The following is a 20,871-nucleotide window of genomic DNA, read 5'->3' as shown; positions in this document are numbered from 1 at the left end:
TTTCGATATTATAGCACATTCAGAAAGGTTTGATAGAATGACTTCTTACCAGAGGGGGAGACTCAGAGGACTTTTCTTTTGATTTGAGAAAATGACGGACTTCTTCAACTGTTAGTCCTGCTTTGCGAGCTTCGCGTAATAATTGAACCCATTCACTGTCTAATAATTTCGTTTTCTTTTCCATACAAATACCCTCCTAAAATACTGAATCGTGTATTTCAGGCACTTAACGCATTAAATGGAAAGACACAGGTGGTAAGATCTCATAGATTGCTTGCGTCATGTTTCCGCCCAATACAAACAGACAAACTTTTTTTTGACTGATCGAAAATCGTATGTCACATGAAGGGGAGGGGACTCGTGAGTCAACCTCCTCTTTTTTGCTGTAAGTAAAAAAGCCCGCCATTTTCAATCGTAAGACTGATTTTTGGTTCGTATAAAGTTTTAAGTGCTTGTCTTTCTATTTCATATTCTACAGATGTGTCTGAAGTCCCTTCATAAAATTGGTTTAAAAGTTCCGAGTCTTCTTTCCACTTTTGAACAGCCCTCACCGCCCAATCGTCCGGCTCCTCATGGGCATAACGCTCCATCAGGCTATAGAGCCGTTTGACGCCGCTTTCTGGCTTAATCATTGTACTCATCGTAAAGCAATAATCAGGAATTTGAGACGACAGCTCACGGGCTTCGAGCTTTTCTTGAAATTGTTCTATGACTTCTCCTCGTATCAGATGAAGCCCAAGTGACAGCAGCTTATCCTTTTTACGGTCTGCCAGATAGGATATTTTCACATTGAGACCAAGCCATGGCTCCAGTGCGATCTGGTTGTTGCTAAGCGGTCTCACTTTTTCGTAGAGCCGGATAAATCGGCCCTGCTGTTTAACAGCCTCGAATATTTGAAATAAACGAGGGGAGCCGAAGTGGACAAATTCACCTTCGACCGTGTCACCGGCTTTTTTTTGATCGGTGATTAAGGTTAATTGCCGCGGTTCAGGTACACCGCCCGTTTTTTCGAGCCAGTGCCAATAAAAAGGGCGGTTCATAATCAATTTATCCATTTCGATTGTCAGTTGGACTGTCATATGTCCTGCACTTTCTTCTAATATGTCGCATTGGTTCGCCTGAAAGAAACGGAGAAGAAATGTATGAATGTGACGCTGCTCCATTGATCAACTCTCCTTTATGAGCCTTGCTGCCTTTTTTCTAAAAGCGGTGTTTGTGCTTCTGTTAAATAAGAAGCAAACTGGGTTAATTTCTTTTTCATGTCTCCGTCAGATTCGTGCTGAAAGAGTATATGATGCAATTCTGTTTCGGCATCTTGGATATCAATTCGCGTTAAAATATCATCTAGATCGCCAATGACGTTTTCAAACAGCTGAATTTTTTCATATAAAAGCTTTAGAATATGTTCCTCGACTGTTCCATTCGTTGCCATATTGTAAATGTGGACATCCCGCTCTTGGCCAAGGCGGTGGATACGTCCAATTCTCTGTTCTAGACGCATCGGATTCCACGGAAGGTCGTAGTTGATGATCTGGTTACAAAACTGAAGGTTAATCCCTTCGCCGCCGGCTTCTGTAGCAATTAATACTTGAGCCCGTTCTCTAAATAAATCTTTCATCCAGTCTTTTTTGCTCCGCTTAAAGCCGCCTCGAAAAGGAACCGAGCTAATGCCGTTTTGCTGAAGAAACCATTGTAAATAAATTTGTGTCGCACGATATTCAGTGAAAATAATCACTTTCTCATTTAACTGCTGAATGAGTTTGACGACTTCCAGCGCCTTTGAATTTTGCTCGACTTGGTTGATTTTCTCCATGATTTGCGCAATGGCAGAAGATCCTAAAATGTGTTTTTCTTCTTCCTGCATTTTTTTTATCGTCATATAGACCGCCTCACGGCTTGAGCAGCATTCCCGTTCCAAGGTCATGATTGAAAACATGTGCTTTGTATAAGCTGGATTCTCTTTCAGCTTGCAGATTTCATCATATAACGCTTGCTCTGTCGGAGAGAAATGAATGGAAATCGTCTTGACATGCCGTTTTGACCACTCGATGCCAGTGTCTTCTCTTCGGTTACGAATCATCACTTTATTGATTAGCTGTTTCAATCGATCATGATCTTCAAGCTGCAAGTCCTTTTTGGCAAAAACATCTTTAAACTGATGTTCATTCCCAAGATGGCCTGGCTTCAGAAGGGAAACGAGATTGAAAATTTCTCCGATTCGGTTTTGAATAGGCGTAGCTGTAAGCAGCAGGCAGAACTTCTTATTTAGATTTCTCACAAATTCATAGTTTTTCGTTTTATTGTTTTTCAGTTTGTGTGCTTCATCAATAATAACCATATCGTAGGCGATAGATAAAATCGTGTCTCGATGCGGCTGTCTTTTGGCTGTATCAATTGAGGAAACCACGACGTCACACTGCTCCCACACATAGCTTTTTTTTTGTTCGACAGCATCAATGTAAAATTTCGTCCGCAGCTCCTGCACCCATTGAGACACAAGGGAGGCGGGGACGAGAATGAGAATCTTTTTGGCAAGTCCACGAATCATGTATTCTTTGATAATGAGTCCTGCTTCTACAGTTTTCCCAAGTCCCACTTCATCTGCTAGAATGGCTTTCCCGTTCATCTCTTCTACGACTCTTCTGGCTGCTTCGAGCTGGTGTTTTAAAGGAGTGAAGTCAGGTAGGTGCGTAGGAGCTTGCAAACCCTCGAATGAATCAATCGCCGTGACTTTCTGAACCTGCGTCGCTAATCGGTACATATCCCAGTTCGCCCAGGGACCGTCTGCTGAAAGCCGCTGCTGAAATTCACTTGCCCATTCCTGATCAAAAATCGTTTGAATATTCAATGTCATCGCCTGCCTTTCTAGTCGGTTTATGATAAAAACGTTCTGTTTTTAAACGCTTCATTTTTTAAGAGGTCTTTAAAAGACTGTATATTTCAATAAAAGCGAACGATATTGAACATTTATTTTAAAAATGTTAATGATTTTTCTGTTGCTCTTGATCCATTTCTAGTGGTAGGATGTTGGTAAGTGATCTAGAAAATAAGTCACCCATTTTGATAGTATGTCCAATAAATGTGAAGAATATGAGCGGATGATGGTATGGGGAGAGACTTGGCGGTTATTTTGCACTGGCAGGCGCCGAAGGAGCAAGCTGAATTGATTCAGTGAATCTCTCAGGCAAAAGTACTCTTACCGGACGCAACTCTGGAGAGTGTTTGCTCATTGTTTTTTAGCAAACCACCAAAGGGGAAAACGCACAATGATGTTGTGCTGTAAACTTTCAGGTGCAAGGACAGAGACTTCTTTTTGATAAAAAGGGAGCTCTCTGTCCTTTTTTGCTGTGATTTTTTTCTGAAAATTCAGCTTGTGATCTGCACTGTAAGAAAAAAGGGGGAAACGATTGATGTTGAAACGAACACCGCTTTTTCATGCGTATGAAACGTTTGGCGCAAAAACCATTGACTTCGGGGGCTGGGAATTACCTGTCCAATTTTCTTCCATTAAAGAAGAACATGAAGCTGTTCGAACAAAAGCAGGGCTTTTTGATGTGTCTCACATGGGTGAGGTGGAAGTCAAAGGTCAAGATGCCCTTCCTTTTTTACAAAGGTTATTAACCAATGATCTGTCTAAGCTGACGGATGGTAAGGCACTATATACAGCCATGTGTTATGAAGATGGCGGGACGGTGGATGACCTGCTCGTCTATCAAAAAGAAAAGAACAACTATTTACTTGTCATTAATGCATCAAATATCGAAAAAGATGTGGATTGGCTGCTCAAGCATCAGGGGGAGGATGACGTATTGATCAAAAACGTCTCTGATCAAATCGCCTTGCTAGCACTTCAAGGACCTCTTGCTGCTGACATCATCAAGGATGTGGCGGGCGAAGAGGTGACATCTCTCAAGCCATTTACGTTTTTATCACAGGCTGAGGTCGCTCAAAAAGAGGTGCTTGTTTCAAGAACTGGCTACACAGGAGAAGACGGCTTTGAAATCTACTGCCAGTCAGAAGATGCAGTGCACATTTGGTCGGCTTTATTACAAGCGGGCCAGCCTAAAGGGTTAATACCGTGCGGGCTCGGTGCACGTGACACCTTGAGATTTGAAGCAAGACTCCCGCTTTATGGTCAGGAGCTCACAAAGGATATTTCCCCATTAGAGGGCGGGATTGGTTTTGCTGTCAAAACGGATAAAGAAGCTAATTTTATTGGGAAAGAAGCGCTCAAAAAGCAAAAAGAAGAAGGAACGAAGCGAAAGCTTGTCGGCATTGAAATGATTGATAAAGGGATTCCGCGTACAGACTATCCGGTCTTTTCAGGAGAGAAGCAGATTGGAATTGTCACAACGGGTACACAATCTCCAACGTTAAAGAAAAATGTCGGGCTTGCTTTGATCGAAACATCAGAGGCGCAGCTTCAGGCAGAGGTGGAAGTACAAGTTCGTAAAAAACGTCTAAAAGCCAAAATCGTCGCCACACCATTTTATAAAAGAGCCAAATAACGAGGGGGAATAGAGGATGAAGCACAGGTATTTGCCGCAAACAGAGCAAGATCAAAAAGAAATGCTGGATGTCATCGGCGTTCAGTCGATTGATGAGCTTTTTTCAGATATCCCAGAGAAAGTACGATTCAAAGGAGCATACAACATCAAAGAAGCCGCATCTGAAACAGAGCTTGTGCGGGAATTATCTCGCTTAGCTGCAAAGAATAAGGATACTGTTTCCTATGCATCGTTTCTTGGTGCTGGTGTGTATGATCATTATCAGCCTGTCATTGTAGATCACGTCATCTCACGCTCTGAATTTTATACAGCGTATACACCTTATCAGCCCGAGATTTCGCAAGGTGAATTGCAAGCCATCTTTGAGTTTCAAACGATGATCGCTGAGCTGACCGGCATGGATCTTGCCAACTCCTCGATGTATGATGGCGGAACCGCATTAGCTGAAGCGGCGATGCTGGCTGCAGGACATACAAAGAAAAAGAAAATTGTTGTCTCTGAGTCGGTTCACCCTGAATCAAGAGCGGTGCTGAAAACATATGCCAAAGGACAGCATATTGAAGTAGTTGAGGTACCTGCGCGAAAAGGGCAGACGGATGTAGCGGCATTAGAAGAGGCCGTCTGCGACGAAACAGCAGCTGTTCTTGTACAATATCCAAACTTTTTCGGTGTAGTCGAACCGTTAAAAGAGATTGAACCGATTGCCCATAAAGGAAAGAGCCTGTTCATTGTCTCAAGTAATCCGCTTGCACTCGGTTTACTGACGCCGCCAGGAAAACTGGGGGCAGATATTGTTGTTGGTGATGCACAGCCGTTTGGCATTCCGGCTGCATTTGGCGGACCTCATTGCGGGTATTTTGCCGTGACGAAAAAATTAATGCGAAAAGTTCCAGGGCGTTTAGTCGGTCAAACAGAAGATGAAAATGGCGTTCGTGGATTTGTGCTGACCCTTCAAGCACGTGAACAGCACATTCGAAGAGACAAAGCGACGTCAAATATTTGTTCGAATCAGGCATTAAATGCGTTAGCCGCTTCTGTTGCGATGACGGCACTTGGAAAGACAGGCATAAAAGAAATCGCCTATCAAAACGTGCAAAAAGCCCATTATGCCAAGACGCAGGCGGAAAAACATGGGCTTCAGGCTGATGTAGAAGGAGCCCATTTTAATGAATTTGTGATCAAGTTAAATGAGCCTGTAAAAGAAGCCAATAAACGATTGCTTGAAAAAGGGATCATCGGCGGCTATGACTTAGGGATAGACTACCCAGAGCTTCAGCAGCACATGCTTGTAGCCGTGACAGAGCTAAGAACAAAAGAAGAAATTGATACGTTCATCAAGGAATTGGGGGATCGCCATGAATAAACAAGATCAGCCGCTTATTTTTGAATTATCCAAAGAAGGAAGAATTGGTTATAGCCTGCCTGATTTAGATGTACCCGAACAGGAGCTCCCGGCTTTATTTGATGAAACGTACATTCGTCATGAGGATGCTGAGCTTCCGGAAGTATCTGAGCTTGATATCATGCGCCATTATACGGCACTATCAAGACGTAATCATGGAGTTGATTCCGGATTTTACCCTCTTGGCTCTTGTACGATGAAATATAACCCAAAGATTAACGAAAAGGTTGCACGCCTTGCAGGCTTCTCGCAAATTCATCCACTTCAAGAAGCAGACACTGTGCAAGGAGCATTAGAATTACTTTATGACCTAGGCGACCATCTTGAAGAAATCACAGGGATGGACGCAGTGACATTACAGCCTGCGGCAGGTGCACATGGCGAATGGACGGGGCTCATGATGATTCGTGCGTACCATGAAGCAAGAGGAGATCATAAGCGAACAAAAGTCATCGTGCCGGATTCTGCTCATGGAACGAATCCGGCATCTGCGACAGTGGCTGGGTTTGAAACGATTACCGTTGCATCTGATGAAAATGGGCTTGTTGATTTAGAGGATTTACGCCGTGTTGTGAATGAAGAAACAGCGGCTCTTATGCTGACAAACCCGAATACACTCGGCCTTTTTGAAGAAAACATTTTAGAAATGGCTGAAATCGTTCACGGAGCTGGCGGTAAGCTTTATTATGACGGAGCGAACTTGAATGCCGTTTTAAGCAGAGCAAGACCAGGAGATATGGGATTTGATGTGGTTCACTTAAATCTTCATAAAACCTTTACAGGTCCACATGGAGGCGGAGGTCCTGGTTCAGGTCCAGTTGGAGTGAAAAAGGATTTGATTCCGTACTTGCCAAAGCCAGTGCTTGTGAAGAAGGAAGGTCGTTTTTATTTTGATGATGATCGTCCACAATCAATTGGACGCGTCAAGCCGTTCTATGGCAACTTTGGCATTAACGTCAGGGCATATGCGTACATCCGCTCTATGGGTCCAGACGGCTTAAAGGCTGTAACAGATAATGCTGTGTTAAATGCGAACTATATGATGCGCCGCTTATGTGCTCATTACGATTTACCATTTGATCGTCACTGTAAGCATGAATTTGTCCTTTCAGGTAAACGTCAGAAGAAACTAGGTGTGCGGACACTTGATATTGCCAAACGATTACTTGATTTTGGCTATCATCCGCCAACGATCTACTTCCCGCTGAATGTAGAGGAATGTATCATGATCGAACCAACTGAAACAGAATCAAAAGAAACACTTGATGCATTCATTGAAGCGATGATTCAAATTGCAAAAGAAGCAGAAGAGAATCCAGAAGTTGTGCAGGAAGCGCCGCATACAACGGTTGTCAAACGAATGGACGAAACAAAGGCTGCGCGGAATCCAGTTCTTGTTTTTGAAAGAAAATAAAAAAGACTCAAAGGGGGCGGCTAGCTCCCAGAGTCTTTTTTGTTAGTTTTTCGTTTTGATGCGGCCGCCCCATTTTTTAAAGCCGCCCTTTAAATTATAAATCTCACGACATCCGTTTTTACGTAAAGTTTGGGCTGCTTTCCCGCTTCTCAAATTATTTTGGCAATAGAGATAAACAGGCTTGTCAGGACGTATTTCATTTTTTCGCTGCTTTAGTTGTGAAATGGGGATGTTTCTTGCCCCTAAAATATGTCCGCCTTCAAACTCATTTGGCTCTCTCACATCAATGAGTTGAGCTTTGCGGTAACCTTTAATGAATTCTTCTTCCGTCAGCGTTTTCATAATGCGCTGCTGATAAATGTAACTGCCGATGGAATAAAGAACGAAAAGTCCACAAAGTGAGAGGACGATATAGTTGAATATTGGCAATACGACTCGACTCCTTCTTGAGCATCAGCACAGTGGCCTGTCTGATGGTACGGTTTAGACAAATACTATTATAGTAAAGCAAAAGAAACTTGTCATCATAAAAGGTAAGAATTATTTTCAATTCCTTTCCTATTTGATAGACTGATGAAGAGAGAAAATCGGTGGTCACCACCATCATCTAACATTGACTACGTAAAAGAGAAGGGATTTTTATATGCAAAAAGAGAAATGGTGTTTCATTGATACAGGAAACCAAGACCCTGCCTTTAACATGGCAATGGACGAAGCCTTGCTTTATTGGCATAGTGAGAAGCTCATCCCGCCTGTGATCCGTTTTTATGGATGGAATCCGGCAACATTGTCTGTTGGGTATTTTCAGCATGTTGAAAAAGAAATCAACATGGAAGCAGTCAAGCGCTATGGTCTCGGATTTGTCCGCAGACCAACAGGAGGGCGGGGGGTTCTTCATGATCAGGAGCTGACCTACAGCGTGATTGTGTCAGAGGAGCATCCAGAGATGCCAGCGACAGTGACAGAGGCGTACCGTGTCATTTCAGAAGGCATTTTAGAGGGCTTTAAAGAACTGGGACTCGATGCGTATTTTGCCATTCCTCGTACAGAAAAAGAAAAGGAAAGCTTAAAAAACCCAAGATCGTCTGTATGCTTTGATGCCCCTTCGTGGTACGAGCTTGTTGTAGAAGGCAGAAAAGTAGCAGGCAGTGCTCAAACGAGACAAAAAGGTGTGATCCTTCAGCATGGCTCGATCTTAATTGACCTTGATGAGGACAAATTGTTCGATTTGTTTCTTTATCCAAACGACCGGGTAAGAGAGCGGATGCAGCGCAGCTTTAAAAACAAGGCGGTCGCAATCAATGAAATTTCAGATCGAACATGTACATTAGACGATGCACGTGTTGCGTTTAAACGAGGGTTTGAAAAAGGATTAAATATCGAGCTTGTGCCTTATGAACTGACAGATGAAGAATTAGCGTTTGTCCACCATCTCGCCAAAACGAAATATGCCTCAGATGATTGGAATTACAAGCGTTAAGACGATGGACACTTCTTGTTTTTTAATGGGCGATGGTGTAGAATTGTTATGATTATTAAGTAAAGGTGCATTTTGGAGGGGTTTTATGACTACACCTAGTATGGAAGATTATATTGAACAAATTTATATGCTGATAGAAGAAAAAGGATATGCCAGAGTATCTGATATTGCAGAAGCCCTCGCTGTCCATCCCTCCTCTGTAACAAAAATGGTTCAGAAGCTAGATAAAGATGAATACCTTATTTATGAGAAATATCGTGGTCTGATTTTAACCCCGAAAGGCAAAAAAATTGGAAAACGTCTCGTATACAGACATGAACTACTAGAGCAATTTTTAAGAATCATTGGTGTAGATGAAGAGAAAATTTATGATGATGTAGAAGGCATTGAGCATCATCTCAGCTGGAACAGCATTGACCGCATCGGCGATCTTGTTCAATTCTTTGAAGAAAACGACGAGCGATCTGTACAGCTGAAAGCGATTCAAAAGAAAAACGAACAAACAAATCAAGAATCTTAAGAAAAAGGGACACCCTCAGCATGGGTGTCCTTTCAGATTGTTGACAAAGGGCTAAAATGATCTTTATTTTAGCCCTTTGTCTTCTTTTCAGCGTGATAGAAAACCTTTGAAGTCTAGGAAGGACGAGTACCGGAGCGGAGCGAATTTGACATTCGTGAGCACCGACACGCAGGACTGACACCGAATGCGAGGGTTTGTCTACACGCTGAAAGGGACACCCTCAGCATGGGTGTCCTTTTTGAATAAAGTTCTAATTGAAAGCAAATGCTCCTACACTATTAATAGTGTGAGATAAAAAGGGGGCTCCTTAATGAAGATAGATGGTGTGTTCTCAGGTGGAGGCATTAAGGGTGCAGCGCTTGCAGGTGCTTATGAGGCGCTTGAAGCGAGAGGATTTCAATTTGTCCGCCTTGCTGGTACAAGTGCTGGAGCGATCATTGCTTCACTCATCGCAGCAGGTTTTACGAGTCAGGAGATTCGGGAGCTTTTAGATGAAATGGATGACCATCAATTGCTTGACCGAAGGTGTCAATTCATCCCGTTTAAAATGCTCAGGTGGGTATCCATTTATTGGCGTCTTGGTCTTTACAAAGGAGACCGGCTGGAAAAATGGCTCACAGATGTTTTAAAACGAAAAGGGGTTACCGTATTTGGGGATCTCAAAAAAGATTCGCTCAAAATCGTCGCTTCTGATTTAACAAATGGAAGAATCCTCGTCCTGCCAGACGACCTTCCTTCATATGGATTAAATCCAGAACGGTTTTCCGTTGCACGTGCCATTCGCATGAGCTGCAGCCTGCCATATTTTTTCGAGCCAGTCAAACTAAAGTCTTCAAAAGGCATTTGTACCATTGTTGATGGCGGAGTCCTCAGCAACTTCCCGATTTGGTTATTTGCTGAAGAGAAAAAAAGACCGTTTGTTGGTGTTACGTTAACCCCAAACGAAAAAGAACGCCCTCAACACTCCATCCGCAATGCGTTTGAACTGTTTGGCGCTCTTTTTGAAACGATGCGTGGTGCTCATGACGAAAGACATATCGCCACAAAACACGAACGTCATATTATTTTTATTCCTGTAGAACACGTTATTGCCACTGATTTTCATCTCATGACAGAAAAGAAAAGGGCGCTCGTCGATCTAGGTAGACAGAAGGCCGAGCAATTTTTAAAAAGCTGGACATTTTAAAATAAGGCGCGATTCTTCTTTTTGTTTTTTTTGCCTTCAATCACAGTTAATTGTGTTTGGCTTTTCTTTTTGAGAAGGACGGGCTTAGACTTGTGGTCAGTCGGCACGCTTCGCAAATGAGTGACCCGATTTTTCATCTGGCTTTTCGTTTTTGGTTTAGGCTGCTGCTGGTAGCGACGTTTTGATTGTTTGACTGCTTTACGATAAAGATTGCCTTCTGTTCCAATTCTTCGATTCATCAGCCATCTAAATAGGAAAAACACAACCGCTCCAATGATCACAACTGATAGCAGCATCGTAAAGAGTCTGCCTGGGTTCGTTGTGAGTAAATACACAAATCCCAAAACACCTAAAGCGAAAATAATGGTAAAAGCAGGATGTACTCGGCGATTCATAACTGTCCACCTCCGAAGGAATTTACCGGATTTATAAGTTAGATCACTTGATGAGCAGAATCTGACGCTTGTTTCTCAGACGCTTCCTCTAAACGAAGAAGTTCATTAAAACTTGCAATGGCTACCTCGACTTGATCGTCAGAGGGTTCTTTTGTTGTGAGCAATTGCAGCCAAAGGCCAGGATAGCCAAGCACTTTTAGCACAGGCACTTCTCGGAGTTTGTTCGTGAGCTGCAAGACTTCAAATGAAATGCCCAGAACAACCGGAATGAGCGCCAAGCGGTTCAGAACTCTCACCCATAAAGGATCTGTCGGTACGAGTAAATAGACGAACATTCCGACAATGACAGTGAATAAAATAAAGCTGCTACCGCATCGATAATGCAGCCGGGATTGGCTTTGGACATTTTCCACTGTGATGTCAAGATTCTGTTCATAGCAGTTTATGACTTTATGTTCTGCCCCATGATATTGAAATACCCTTTTAATTAAAGGGGTCATGGAAATAAAGTAAATATAGCCTAATAACAGGATCAATTTAAAGAATGTTTCAACTGCGATTTGTGCGAAATTTCCAGAAAACACAGGCCGCACAAGCTCAGCTAAAAAGACAGGTACTAGGGTAAAGACAAATTTACTAAAAAGAAGAGAGAGAACTCCGATCACAGCAATGCCGAAGATCATCGATAATTTCGAGCCTTTTTGTTCTTTTTCAAGAGAATGATCTTCAGAAGGATCTAAGTCATAGCGCTCACTGGAGAAGTTTAAGTGCTTACTGCCGTTTGCGCTTGCTTCAACAAGTGCAGCAACACCCCTGACAAATGGGATTTTCTTGAGAAAGGCGGTTCGTTTATTGGATGTCCGGGGAAGCTTCAAAAATTCAATGGACTGATCCTTACGCCGAATCGCTGTCACATAGTTCTTTTTACCTCCGAACATGACACCTTCGACAACTGCCTGCCCTCCATATGCTGGAGATTTTGTTTGATTGGACATATTTCATCAACCTGCCTGTTTCCTGTAATTTACATGCATTTCCTTATACCTTTATTGTACAGGAAATGAGGGGAAATCACTAGCTCACAGGTCGATTATCTACTAGAATTCTATCTACCTCTTTTTAGTCAGTATACCCTGTTATAAAAAATTTACACTCATGCATGGAAATCCTTTTTTTTCATGACATATTGGACATACTACTTGCTGGAGGTGTTCATATGAAACGTGATGAAAAGAAAAAACAAGAAGAAAAAAATCAGTCAGTGCAAACGTCATCGATCGTGGCAAGAGCAGCTGCTACTGGCTTTGTTGGCGGTGTTTTTTGGGGCTTTATCGGATTTCTGACCCATATGTTTCATTTTTCAGAGGTGAGTCCGAATATGCTGCTTCAGCCTTTTGTGCTCGGAGAATGGAAAAAGGGCGGACTTGGCACTTTTATTAGTATTGTGCTTTTAGGCCTTTTATCTATTGGAGCGGCCTTTATTTATTACGGGCTTTTAAAACGGATCAAAGGTTTTTGGGTGGGGCTGATTTATGGGGGGTTGTTATGGTTGCTTGTTTTTTATGTATTTAATCCTATTTTCCCAGATGTGAAGCAAGTGCAAGATTTGCAGCAAAGTACCATTGTGACGACATTTTGCATATATATTTTATATGGCATGTTTATTGGATACAGTATTTCGTTTGAATACAATGAATTAACGAGTCAGAAGCTAGCGAGGGCACTCGGGAAAAAGACAGAATAAAGTGTAAATCACCCATTCATATGATAAAATATTTTTGGAAACGAAAGGTTTCTAAGGAAAAAGAAACAGATATCGATATAGATTGAATTAGGGTGAAGGAGTGGTCATATGCCTCATTTTCTTATGCTGAATGGACCCAACTTAAATAGGCTTGGCAAGAGAGAGCCTGCTGTTTACGGAAGTAAAACGCTGACGGATTTAGAAACGGATTTGTTTCAGTTCGCAGAAAGAGCAAATATCCAACTAACGTTCTTTCAATCGAATCACGAAGGGGATCTGATCGATGCGCTCCACGAAGCAGAGGATCAGTACGATGGCGTCGTGTTTAACCCGGGTGCTTTTACCCACTATAGTTACGCGCTGAGAGATGCCATTGCAAGTATTTCTTTACCTGTCATCGAAGTACATATCTCAAATGTTCATAAGAGAGAGGAATTCCGTCATCATTCTGTACTTGCTCCAGTATGCCAAGGGCAAATCGTTGGTCTTGGTTTAGAAGGGTATAAATTGGCGATTCGTTATTTAGTCAGTGAAGGGGGAGCGGTATCATGAAGCTTGAAAAACTAAGAAAACTTTTAACCAAATTAGAGATTGATGGTCTTGTGATTACGAGCAGCTTTAATTTGCAGTACATGACCAGCTTTACTGGATCAGCCGGTCTTGCAGTCGTTTCAAAGGATCGAGCGGCCTTTATTACGGATTTTCGCTACACAGAACAAGCCAAGGATCAAGTGAAAGGCTATGACATCATTGAACATAAAGGGAACATTGTGGAAACAGCTGCTCAAACGGCAAGGGAGTTTGGGGTAAAACGTCTTGGGTTTGAACAAAACCATATGACATTTGCCACTTATCAGCAGTATGCTGAAAAAGCAGGCGGTATCGAGCTTGTTCCTGTCTCAGAATCAGTTGAAAAGTTGCGCTTGATTAAGTCTAGTGAAGAGATTAAGATATTAGAGGAAGCTGCGAAGATTGCAGATCACGCCTTCGATCATATTCTCACTTACATCAAGCCGGGTCTGACAGAAATTGCGGTCATGAACGAGCTTGAATTTTTCATGAGAAAAGAAGGTGCTGAAGGATCTTCATTCGATATGATTGTCGCCTCAGGTGTTCGTTCAAGCCTGCCACACGGGAGAGCGAGTGAAAAGGTGATTGAATCTGGTGATTTGGTTACACTTGATTTCGGAGCCTACTATAAAGGCTATTGTTCTGATATGACAAGAACGATTGCCGTCGGAACACCAAGCGACAAGCTAAAGGAAATTTATCATATCGTATTAGAAGCAGAAAACGCTGGTGTGGATAGAATCAAGCCAGGCTTAACAGGAAAAGAAGCTGATCGCATCACACGAGACATCATTGAAAAGTATGGCTACGGTCAATACTTCGGGCATTCAACTGGACACGGGCTTGGTATGGAAGTACATGAAGCGCCGGGCCTTTCCTCACGCTCAGAGGTCGTGTTAGAAGAGGGAATGGTCGTGACAGTTGAGCCGGGAATTTACTTGCCGGATGTCGGCGGCGTGAGAATTGAGGATGATATTGTCCTGACAGCTGACGGCAATAAACGATTGACCCACTCACCGAAAGAACTTATCATATTATGATGGTGAAATGTAGGAGGATGACAAAATGATTTCAGTAAATGATTTTCGTACAGGCCTGACAATTGAAGTGGACGGCGGTATTTGGCGTGTAGTGGATTTCCAACACGTAAAACCAGGGAAAGGCGCAGCATTTGTTCGTTCTAAACTGCGTAACCTTCGTACGGGTGCTATTCAAGAAAAAACATTCCGTGCAGGTGAAAAAGTAGCGAAAGCTCAAATTGAAACAAAAACAATGCAATACTTGTATGCAAATGGCGACCAGCATGTATTCATGGATACAAGCTCATACGAGCAGCTTGAACTAAGTGAAACACAAATTAAAGATGAGCTGAAATACTTGCTTGAAAATATGTCAGTTCAAATCGTGATGTACGGTGCTGAAACCCTTGGAGTTGAACTTCCAAACACGGTAGAACTAGAAGTAGTAGAAACAGAGCCTGGTATTAAAGGTGACACAACATCAGGCGGATCAAAACCTGCGAAAACTGAAACTGGTTTAATCGTCAACGTTCCTTTCTTTGTGAACCAAGGAGATAAACTAGTGATTAATACATCTGACGGTTCATACGTTTCAAGAGCGTAATGAACGAATAAAGACTGTAAATCTCGTGTTTACAGTCTCAGCGTGTAGACAAACCCTCGCATTCGCCCGCAGGTCTGCGTGCCGGTGCTCACGAATGTCAAATTCGCTCCGCTCCGGTACTCGTCCTTCCTAGACTGCAAAGGTTTTCTATCACGCTGAAAAGAAGACAAAGGGCTAAAATAAAGATCATTTTAGCCCTTTGTCATCAATCTGAGACTGTAAACCTCGTGTTTACAGTCTTTTTTATTGGGAAAAATATGTCTCTCTGTCAGAACCCCCTCACTCTATTCTCTCATCCAACTCTTCTACGTCTGAAAAACAAGACTACTTCCAGCTAGTCAAGCATATAGTGTAAAAAAAGCTGGAGGTTCTATATGAAACAATTTCTTTTCCCAGGCATACACCCATCAGTGGCTGCGATGGCAGGCATGAGGTTCTTATCTGCAACTATTGAGCTGACGGCCGCCATCCTCATTTTGATCACAAATGATATACGCAAAGCGGTTGTCATCAATAGTATATTGGCGATCATCGGTCCGCTCATTTTTATTATCACCATGACGATTGGAATCTATCAAATGGCAGGGCAGTTATCCTATGCCAAGCTCGTGTTTATTTTCATTGGTGTCGTGTTTATTCTTGTTGGGATCTATAAGTGAAACGGCTTGGCATAATTAACGACTCGCATCATACATTTTAGAGAAGAAAAAAAGGAGGGGAATTCGTTGCGGAGTTTGTTGGATATTCTCCCGCACTCGATTGGACAAGAACTCAGGCTTCTAAAAGAGACAGAATGGGCGCAAATAGAAGAAATCCGCATTCGCACGGATCGTCCGATTGAATTGATGCAAGGCGGAAAACCGCGCTTTCTTTCCTACCACATAACAGGAGAAGATGCGTCTCAGCTATTAGGCAGGCTAAGCAATTACAGCATGTACACACTTGAGGAAGAATTAAAACAAGGCTATATCACCATATCTGGCGGACACAGGGTGGGTCTTGCAGGAAAGGTAATCGTTGAAAATGGATTCGTCAAAGGATTAAGAGATATTTCTTCATTTAATATTCGCATCGCAAAAGAAAAAATCGGGATTGCACTTCCCTTTCTTCCTTATCTATATGAACAAAATTGGTGCAATACACTCATCATTGGCCCTCCGCAAACAGGGAAAACGACATTGCTGCGTGATGTAGCGCGTATTGCTAGTACAGGCACAAAAACAATTTCTCCTAGAAAAACAGGAATTATTGATGAACGCTCTGAAATTGCCGGGTGTATAAGAGGGGTGCCGCAGCATCATTTTGGGCACCGGATTGATGTGCTTGATGCGTGTCCAAAGGCTGAGGGCTTGATGATGATGATTCGGTCCATGAGCCCAGAGGTCATCATTGTAGATGAAATAGGAAAAAGTGAGGATGTACAGGCACTTTTAGAAGCGATTCATGCCGGAGTCACCATTATCGTCTCAGCTCATGGGTATTCACTTGAAGATTTATATAAACGGCCATCATTTAAGCCGTTATGGCAGCTCCGTGTGTTTGATCGATATGTTGAATTAAATAGAAAAAATGGTCCCGGCACGATCGGACGGATGTATGACCAAGATGGAAAAGAGATGAAGTGGAGGCAGGGAGTGGACATATGTTAAAGCTCATTGGCGCTATTTTCATTGTCGCAGCCACGACATGGGGAGGATTTGAGTTTGCTAAACGGTACAGCGACCGGCCTAAGCAAATTCGACAGCTCCGGTTTGCTCTCCAGTCTCTTGAAGCTGAAATCTTGTATGGTCAAACTCCTCTAGCGCGGGCAGCAGAGCAAATTGCGTCGCAAGTAGGCCCCCCAGTGAATCGGTTATTTGAACATTTTGCAGAAAAGCTCAAAGTCGGGACTTTTTCTGCACGGCATGCATGGAATGAAAGTCTGGAGGATGTTTGGAAAAAGACCGTTTTGAAAAAAGGCGAATACGAGGCGCTGAAGCACTTTGGAGAAACACTTGGTCAGCATGATGTCACTGCTCAGCAAAAGTATATCAAGCTAGCTTTAGGCCATTTGGAATCAGAGGAGAAGGAAGCTGAAATCGCCCAAGCGAAAAATGAGAAAATGGTCAGAAGCCTCGGATTTTTAAGCGGATTACTACTGATTCTTTTATTGATGTGAGAAGAAGGGAGTCGAGAGCATGGGCGTTGATGTAAACGTCATTTTTCAAATTGCGGGAGTAGGCATCGTCGTGGCTTTTCTCCATACGATTTTAGATCAAATGGGCAAAAAAGAGTACGCTCAGTGGGTGACGCTGCTTGGGTTTATCTACATTTTGTTTATGGTGGCAACCATTGTGGATGATTTGTTTAAGAAGATTAAAGCCGTATTTCTATTTCAAGGATAGGGGAGGGCTTACAAATCGAAATCATACAAATTGTTGGACTTGGTTTAATCGCTACTTTCTTAGCATTAATCGTCAAAGAACAAAAGCCAACCTTCGCCTTTATGCTTGTTGTGTTTACAGGGTGTGTGATTTTTCTTTATTTAATTGATCAAATCTATGCCATTATCTCGATGATTGAAAGAATTGCGGCAAGTGCCGGCGTCAATATGAAGTATGTTGAAACCATTTTAAAGATTATTGGCATTGCTTATATTGCGGAATTCGGCGCCCAGCTCACGAAGGATGCTGGACAAGGCGCCATTGCATCGAAAATAGAGCTTGGCGGTAAGATCCTCATCTTGGTCATGGCAGTCCCGATTTTAACAGTCATCATTGAGACCATCTTAGGCATGATTCCGTCTATGACTTGATTGAAAAGAGGTGATGACAATGAAACGAGTGACAGCTGTTATGGGACTTATGTTTTTCTTTTGGCTGATCGCTCCGCATGCAGGTGCAGAAGAAAATGTGCCTTTATCAAATGAAGAACCAGTAGCTGAAGAAGTAGCGAATGGACAGGCTGATGCATTAGAGCTTCATTCCATTAGTGACTTTTGGGAAACCATATTGGACGAGTATGGCGGCTTTCTCCCAGAAAGCCAAAAAGGCACAGTGAAGGAAATGATTGATGGCGATAAAGAACTGTCTCCACAAACGTGGCTGAAAGCATTTGTTCATTATCTTTTTCATGAGGTCATTGCAAACGGAAAGCTCCTTGGAACACTGATTTTACTCACCATCTTTTGTTCGCTGTTGCAGCTTTTGCAAAATGCTTTTGAGCAAAGCACCGTCAGTAAAGTCGCATATGCTCTCGTTTATATGGTGCTCATCATTATTGCACTCAACAGCTTTCATGTAGCGATTTCCTATGCAACAGAAGCCATTCAAACGATGACCAGTTTTATTCTTGCTCTTATTCCTCTTTTATTAGCACTCATTGCTTCATCAGGCGGGCTTGTCTCGGCCGGTTTCTTTCATCCCGTTATTTTATTTTTGATGAACACGAGCGGCGTTTTTATTCAGTATGTCGTCCTTCCGCTTATCTTTTTATCAGCAATATTGAGCATTGTCAGTACGCTGACCGAACAATACAAGGTCACCCAGCTTGCCCATCTGTTAAGAAATGTAGCAATTGGCGGACTAGCCGTTTTTTTAACCGTTTTTCTCGGCGTCATTTCCGTGCAAGGTGCATCTGCTGCCATTACTGATGGCATCGCTCTTCGTACAGCCAAATTTATCACCGGAAATTTCATCCCTGTGCTTGGCAGAATGTTTACAGATGCGACGGATACAGTCATCAGCGCCTCTGTTTTGCTCAAAAATACGGTCGGTCTTGTAGGAGTTGCCATTTTGATTTCCATTGCAGCCTTTCCGGCGATTAAGGTTCTGTCGCTTGCCCTTATATATAAGCTTGCTGCTGCCATTCTTCAGCCTCTAGGGGGTGGACCGATCATTAGCTGTCTTGATGTCATTTCAAAAAGTGTTCTTTATATATTTGCCGCACTTGCTGTTGTGTCGCTCATGTTCTTTTTAAGCATTACCGTCATCATTACTGCTGGTAATCTGACCATGATGATGAAGTAAGGAGGGGGCACCTTTTGAGTTTTCTGACAGAATGGATCACAAGTATTATCCTATTTATCTTATTTGCGATTGTGATTGATCTTTTGCTTCCCAATTCAAGCATGCAAAAGTATGCCAAAATGGTCGTCAGCTTATTGTTGATCGTCGTCATGCTTAATCCCATTTTTGCCTTATTTCGGGCGGATCCTGACCAGATTTTTTCAGAATTAATGAAAGGGAAGGAAGAAGCACAGTCAGAAGAAATAAAAAATCAGATGAATTTAGAAAAAAAAGAAATACAAGCCTCTCAGCGTGCATATATTTTAAAGCAAATGGCTGTCCAACTAGAAAAAAGCGCAAAGGAGCCACTGGAGAAGGAGAGCTATGAAATGAAACACGTAGAAGTGTTGGCAGATGAGGAGCACCTTGATCAGAACATGGAGGCAGATCAATTTCGCATCAAAGCAGTCCTTTCCCCGCTCGCAGGTGATGCTGTAGAAACGGTGGCAAAGGTGGACATTGATCTCTCCAGACAAAAGGAGGAAAGCGCTGGATCGTCATCAAAAGAGATCGAGAGGATGAAAAAGACGCTTGCTGACATATGGAATACGAGTCCTGAACACATTGTGCTGAACATCGAGGGAGGTGACGCAGCAGATCATGAATAACAAGGACTGGAAACAAAAGCTGAAATCATTGTTCCAACCACCTGAAAAAGGTGAAGGGAAACCGAAATTAACAAAACACCATTACTTGCTGCTTGTATTCATTATCGGCGTGTCTTTCATGTTAGTCAGTCAGCTCCTGTCACCGCCATCAAACAAACAACAGGCTGCTGTTCCTGCTTCTAAAAAAACATCCTCCGAAGAACAGGCGGTATTCAAACCGGCATCCTCGGGTAAACCAAAGGACTCGATTGAGGACGTTGAGCAAGAATACGAAAATCAGTTGAAAGAAATTTTAGAGACGATCATTGGTGTTGAGGATGTATCCATTGTAGTAAATGTAGACGCGACTTCCTTAAAAGTGTTTGAAAAAAACAAATCCAATAAAAGCACAACGACCGAGGAAACAGATAAAGAAGGCGGCGTGCGAAGTGTCACGGATCAAACAAAAGAAGAAGAGATCGTCATCATTAAAAATGGCAATGAAGAAACACCTGTTGTTGTCCAAACGAAAAAACCAGAGATTCGAGGTGTCCTCGTTGTTGCTCAAGGAGTAGACAACGTTCAAATAAAGAAAACCATCATTGAAGCTGTTACACGAGTGCTTGATGTACCGAGCCATAGAGTGGCTGTTGCCCCTAAAAAAATCAAGGAGGATTCGGAATGATGTTAAAAAAACAAACGGTTTGGCTATTAACGATGCTAAGTTTAGTTGTCGTATTGAGTGTGTACTATATCATGTCGCCACAAGGTGAGAATGCAGTGACAGTAGAAGATATGAAATCAAAAGGAACTGAAGAGAAAAAGACCGAAACAGAAAAAAGGACTGACAAAGGAACGGAAAAAGGCTCAGGTGACAAGTCCACTGACAAAGAAACAAACGGCAAACAAGAGGATGTTGAAACAAGTGGTGAAGAAGGAAAGGCTGCTTCAGAGCAGACAGACGATGAACTTTTTACAACATACAGGCTAGAGCTTGAAGATAAACGCAGCAAGCAGCGCGAAGAATTCAACGAAATCGTGTCAAGTGATGATGCAACAGCACAAGAAAAAAGTGAAGCCTATGATCAAATGACAGCTCTCAGTGAGGCAGAAGGAACAGAGCGTCAGCTTGAGACATTGATTAAAACGAAAGGATACAAAGATGCTCTAGTGAGTGCTGAAGGAGATAAAGTGAGCATCACGGTTCGTTCTGATAAAAAATCAAAGTCCCAAGCGGCAGATATTATTGATATGGTTACAAAAGAAATCAGAGGGCTTGATAACGTAGCTGTCACGTTTGAGCCATCCAATCAATAAAAAATGAACAAACGTCCTTTGTCGAAAAGGGCGTTTTTTGATGCGGTTTGACGCCCTCTTCAAGGTACTCACGCGAGGT

General features: G+C 42.6%; 25 protein-coding genes and 2 riboswitches. Of the genes, 19 read left to right on the top strand and 6 right to left on the bottom strand.

The features are described 5' to 3' along the window. Positions 1-19 precede the first annotated feature (19 nt). From ACSLGF_RS02870 to ACSLGF_RS02860, 3 genes are all read right to left on the bottom strand, one after another. Positions 20-184, bottom strand: coding sequence for an anti-repressor SinI family protein (locus ACSLGF_RS02870; RefSeq protein WP_099726660.1), 165 nt, complete (start codon positions 182-184; stop codon positions 20-22). Positions 185-365: 181 nt separating this feature from the next. Then, the gene (locus ACSLGF_RS02865) at positions 366-1,163 is read right to left on the bottom strand and encodes a YqhG family protein (RefSeq protein WP_456002364.1); all 798 of its coding nucleotides are present in this window, start codon (positions 1,161-1,163) and stop codon (positions 366-368) included. 14 nt (positions 1,164-1,177) lie between these two features. Continuing rightward, positions 1,178-2,848, bottom strand: a complete 1,671-nt coding sequence (locus tag ACSLGF_RS02860; RefSeq protein ID WP_456002518.1) for a DEAD/DEAH box helicase — start codon at positions 2,846-2,848, stop codon at positions 1,178-1,180. 250 nt (positions 2,849-3,098) lie between these two features. After that, positions 3,099-3,206: riboswitch (glycine riboswitch) on the top strand. A gap of 3 nt (positions 3,207-3,209) precedes the next feature. Next, positions 3,210-3,305, top strand: a riboswitch (glycine riboswitch). Positions 3,306-3,410: 105 nt separating this feature from the next. Between ACSLGF_RS02860 and gcvT the strand changes: the two genes are divergently transcribed. From gcvT to gcvPB, 3 genes are read left to right on the top strand one after another with little or no spacing between them, the layout of a single operon-like run. After that, positions 3,411-4,508, top strand: coding sequence for a glycine cleavage system aminomethyltransferase GcvT (gcvT, locus tag ACSLGF_RS02855; RefSeq protein WP_456002361.1), 1,098 nt, complete (start codon positions 3,411-3,413; stop codon positions 4,506-4,508). A gap of 16 nt (positions 4,509-4,524) precedes the next feature. Further along, a complete protein-coding gene (gene gcvPA, locus ACSLGF_RS02850; RefSeq protein ID WP_456002358.1) occupies positions 4,525-5,871 on the top strand; it encodes an aminomethyl-transferring glycine dehydrogenase subunit GcvPA in 1,347 nt (448 codons plus the stop codon). Continuing rightward, entirely contained in the window at positions 5,864-7,324 is a 1,461-nt protein-coding gene (gene gcvPB, locus ACSLGF_RS02845; protein WP_099726665.1) for an aminomethyl-transferring glycine dehydrogenase subunit GcvPB, read from the top strand. The genes gcvPA and gcvPB overlap by 8 nt, the downstream gene beginning before the upstream one ends. Positions 7,325-7,366: 42 nt before the next feature. On the opposite strand, the gene ACSLGF_RS02840 is transcribed toward gcvPB, so the two are convergent. Then, the gene (locus ACSLGF_RS02840) at positions 7,367-7,747 is read right to left on the bottom strand and encodes a rhodanese-like domain-containing protein (RefSeq protein ID WP_456002515.1); all 381 of its coding nucleotides are present in this window, start codon (positions 7,745-7,747) and stop codon (positions 7,367-7,369) included. Positions 7,748-7,967: 220 nt separating this feature from the next. Here ACSLGF_RS02840 and ACSLGF_RS02835 point away from each other — a divergent pair, with 220 nt between their 5' ends. The 3 genes from ACSLGF_RS02835 (at position 7,968) to ACSLGF_RS02825 (ending at position 10,510) form a co-directional block, all read left to right on the top strand. After that, positions 7,968-8,804, top strand: coding sequence for a lipoate--protein ligase family protein (locus ACSLGF_RS02835; protein ID WP_456002355.1), 837 nt, complete (start codon positions 7,968-7,970; stop codon positions 8,802-8,804). Positions 8,805-8,889: 85 nt separating this feature from the next. Continuing rightward, complete coding sequence (gene mntR / locus ACSLGF_RS02830; RefSeq protein WP_003215946.1) at positions 8,890-9,324, top strand: transcriptional regulator MntR; 435 nt, start codon at positions 8,890-8,892, stop codon at positions 9,322-9,324. Positions 9,325-9,634: 310 nt separating this feature from the next. After that, positions 9,635-10,510: a patatin-like phospholipase family protein gene (locus ACSLGF_RS02825; RefSeq protein WP_456002352.1), complete on the top strand. Its 876-nt coding sequence runs from the start codon at positions 9,635-9,637 to the stop codon at positions 10,508-10,510. Here ACSLGF_RS02825 and ACSLGF_RS02820 read toward each other — a convergent pair. Then, on the bottom strand, positions 10,507-10,905 hold the full coding sequence (locus ACSLGF_RS02820; RefSeq protein ID WP_099726668.1) for an SA1362 family protein: 399 nt from the start codon (positions 10,903-10,905) through the stop codon (positions 10,507-10,509). The two genes, ACSLGF_RS02825 and ACSLGF_RS02820, sit on opposite strands and share 4 nt — an antisense overlap. Before the next feature lie 38 nt (positions 10,906-10,943). Continuing rightward, on the bottom strand, positions 10,944-11,900 hold the full coding sequence (locus tag ACSLGF_RS02815) for a DUF1385 domain-containing protein (RefSeq protein ID WP_099726669.1): 957 nt from the start codon (positions 11,898-11,900) through the stop codon (positions 10,944-10,946). A gap of 221 nt (positions 11,901-12,121) precedes the next feature. On the opposite strand from ACSLGF_RS02815, the gene ACSLGF_RS02810 reads away from it, so the two are divergent. From ACSLGF_RS02810 to ACSLGF_RS02750, 13 genes are all read left to right on the top strand, one after another. After that, entirely contained in the window at positions 12,122-12,649 is a 528-nt protein-coding gene (locus tag ACSLGF_RS02810) for a YqhR family membrane protein (protein WP_456002349.1), read from the top strand. 108 nt (positions 12,650-12,757) lie between these two features. Next, on the top strand, positions 12,758-13,201 hold the full coding sequence (gene aroQ / locus ACSLGF_RS02805) for a type II 3-dehydroquinate dehydratase (RefSeq protein ID WP_099726671.1): 444 nt from the start codon (positions 12,758-12,760) through the stop codon (positions 13,199-13,201). Further along, entirely contained in the window at positions 13,198-14,259 is a 1,062-nt protein-coding gene (locus ACSLGF_RS02800) for a M24 family metallopeptidase (RefSeq protein WP_456002346.1), read from the top strand. Before aroQ ends, ACSLGF_RS02800 begins: the two co-directional genes overlap by 4 nt. 25 nt (positions 14,260-14,284) lie before the next feature. Beyond that, positions 14,285-14,842, top strand: a complete 558-nt coding sequence (efp, locus tag ACSLGF_RS02795) for an elongation factor P (RefSeq protein WP_012010541.1) — start codon at positions 14,285-14,287, stop codon at positions 14,840-14,842. 374 nt (positions 14,843-15,216) lie between these two features. Further along, positions 15,217-15,501, top strand: a complete 285-nt coding sequence (locus ACSLGF_RS02790; protein ID WP_099726673.1) for a YqhV family protein — start codon at positions 15,217-15,219, stop codon at positions 15,499-15,501. A gap of 66 nt (positions 15,502-15,567) precedes the next feature. After that, positions 15,568-16,491, top strand: a complete 924-nt coding sequence (gene spoIIIAA, locus ACSLGF_RS02785; RefSeq protein ID WP_456002343.1) for a stage III sporulation protein AA — start codon at positions 15,568-15,570, stop codon at positions 16,489-16,491. Continuing rightward, positions 16,485-17,000 (top strand): stage III sporulation protein SpoIIIAB, encoded by a 516-nt coding sequence (spoIIIAB, locus tag ACSLGF_RS02780; protein WP_099726675.1) that lies wholly within the window; start codon positions 16,485-16,487, stop codon positions 16,998-17,000. Before spoIIIAA ends, spoIIIAB begins: the two co-directional genes overlap by 7 nt. Positions 17,001-17,019: 19 nt before the next feature. After that, the gene (gene spoIIIAC / locus ACSLGF_RS02775) at positions 17,020-17,226 is read left to right on the top strand and encodes a stage III sporulation protein AC (RefSeq protein WP_003153142.1); all 207 of its coding nucleotides are present in this window, start codon (positions 17,020-17,022) and stop codon (positions 17,224-17,226) included. Next, entirely contained in the window at positions 17,223-17,636 is a 414-nt protein-coding gene (gene spoIIIAD / locus ACSLGF_RS02770) for a stage III sporulation protein AD (RefSeq protein ID WP_099726676.1), read from the top strand. The genes spoIIIAC and spoIIIAD overlap by 4 nt, the downstream gene beginning before the upstream one ends. A gap of 19 nt (positions 17,637-17,655) precedes the next feature. Next, positions 17,656-18,849 carry a stage III sporulation protein AE gene (gene spoIIIAE, locus ACSLGF_RS02765; protein ID WP_456002340.1) on the top strand — a complete coding sequence of 398 codons (1,194 nt, stop codon included), beginning with the start codon at positions 17,656-17,658 and terminating at the stop codon, positions 18,847-18,849. A 14-nt stretch (positions 18,850-18,863) separates the two neighbouring features. Further along, positions 18,864-19,496 (top strand): stage III sporulation protein AF, encoded by a 633-nt coding sequence (gene spoIIIAF, locus ACSLGF_RS02760; RefSeq protein WP_456002337.1) that lies wholly within the window; start codon positions 18,864-18,866, stop codon positions 19,494-19,496. Further along, the gene (spoIIIAG, locus tag ACSLGF_RS02755; protein ID WP_456002334.1) at positions 19,489-20,160 is read left to right on the top strand and encodes a stage III sporulation protein AG; all 672 of its coding nucleotides are present in this window, start codon (positions 19,489-19,491) and stop codon (positions 20,158-20,160) included. Before spoIIIAF ends, spoIIIAG begins: the two co-directional genes overlap by 8 nt. Beyond that, positions 20,160-20,792: a SpoIIIAH-like family protein gene (locus ACSLGF_RS02750; RefSeq protein ID WP_456002512.1), complete on the top strand. Its 633-nt coding sequence runs from the start codon at positions 20,160-20,162 to the stop codon at positions 20,790-20,792. The genes spoIIIAG and ACSLGF_RS02750 overlap by 1 nt, the downstream gene beginning before the upstream one ends. The last annotated feature ends 79 nt before the right edge of the window (positions 20,793-20,871 follow it).

This window comes from Bacillus sp. A015, from assembly GCF_053851875.1.
This window is presented reverse-complemented; position numbering and strand designations above follow the sequence as displayed.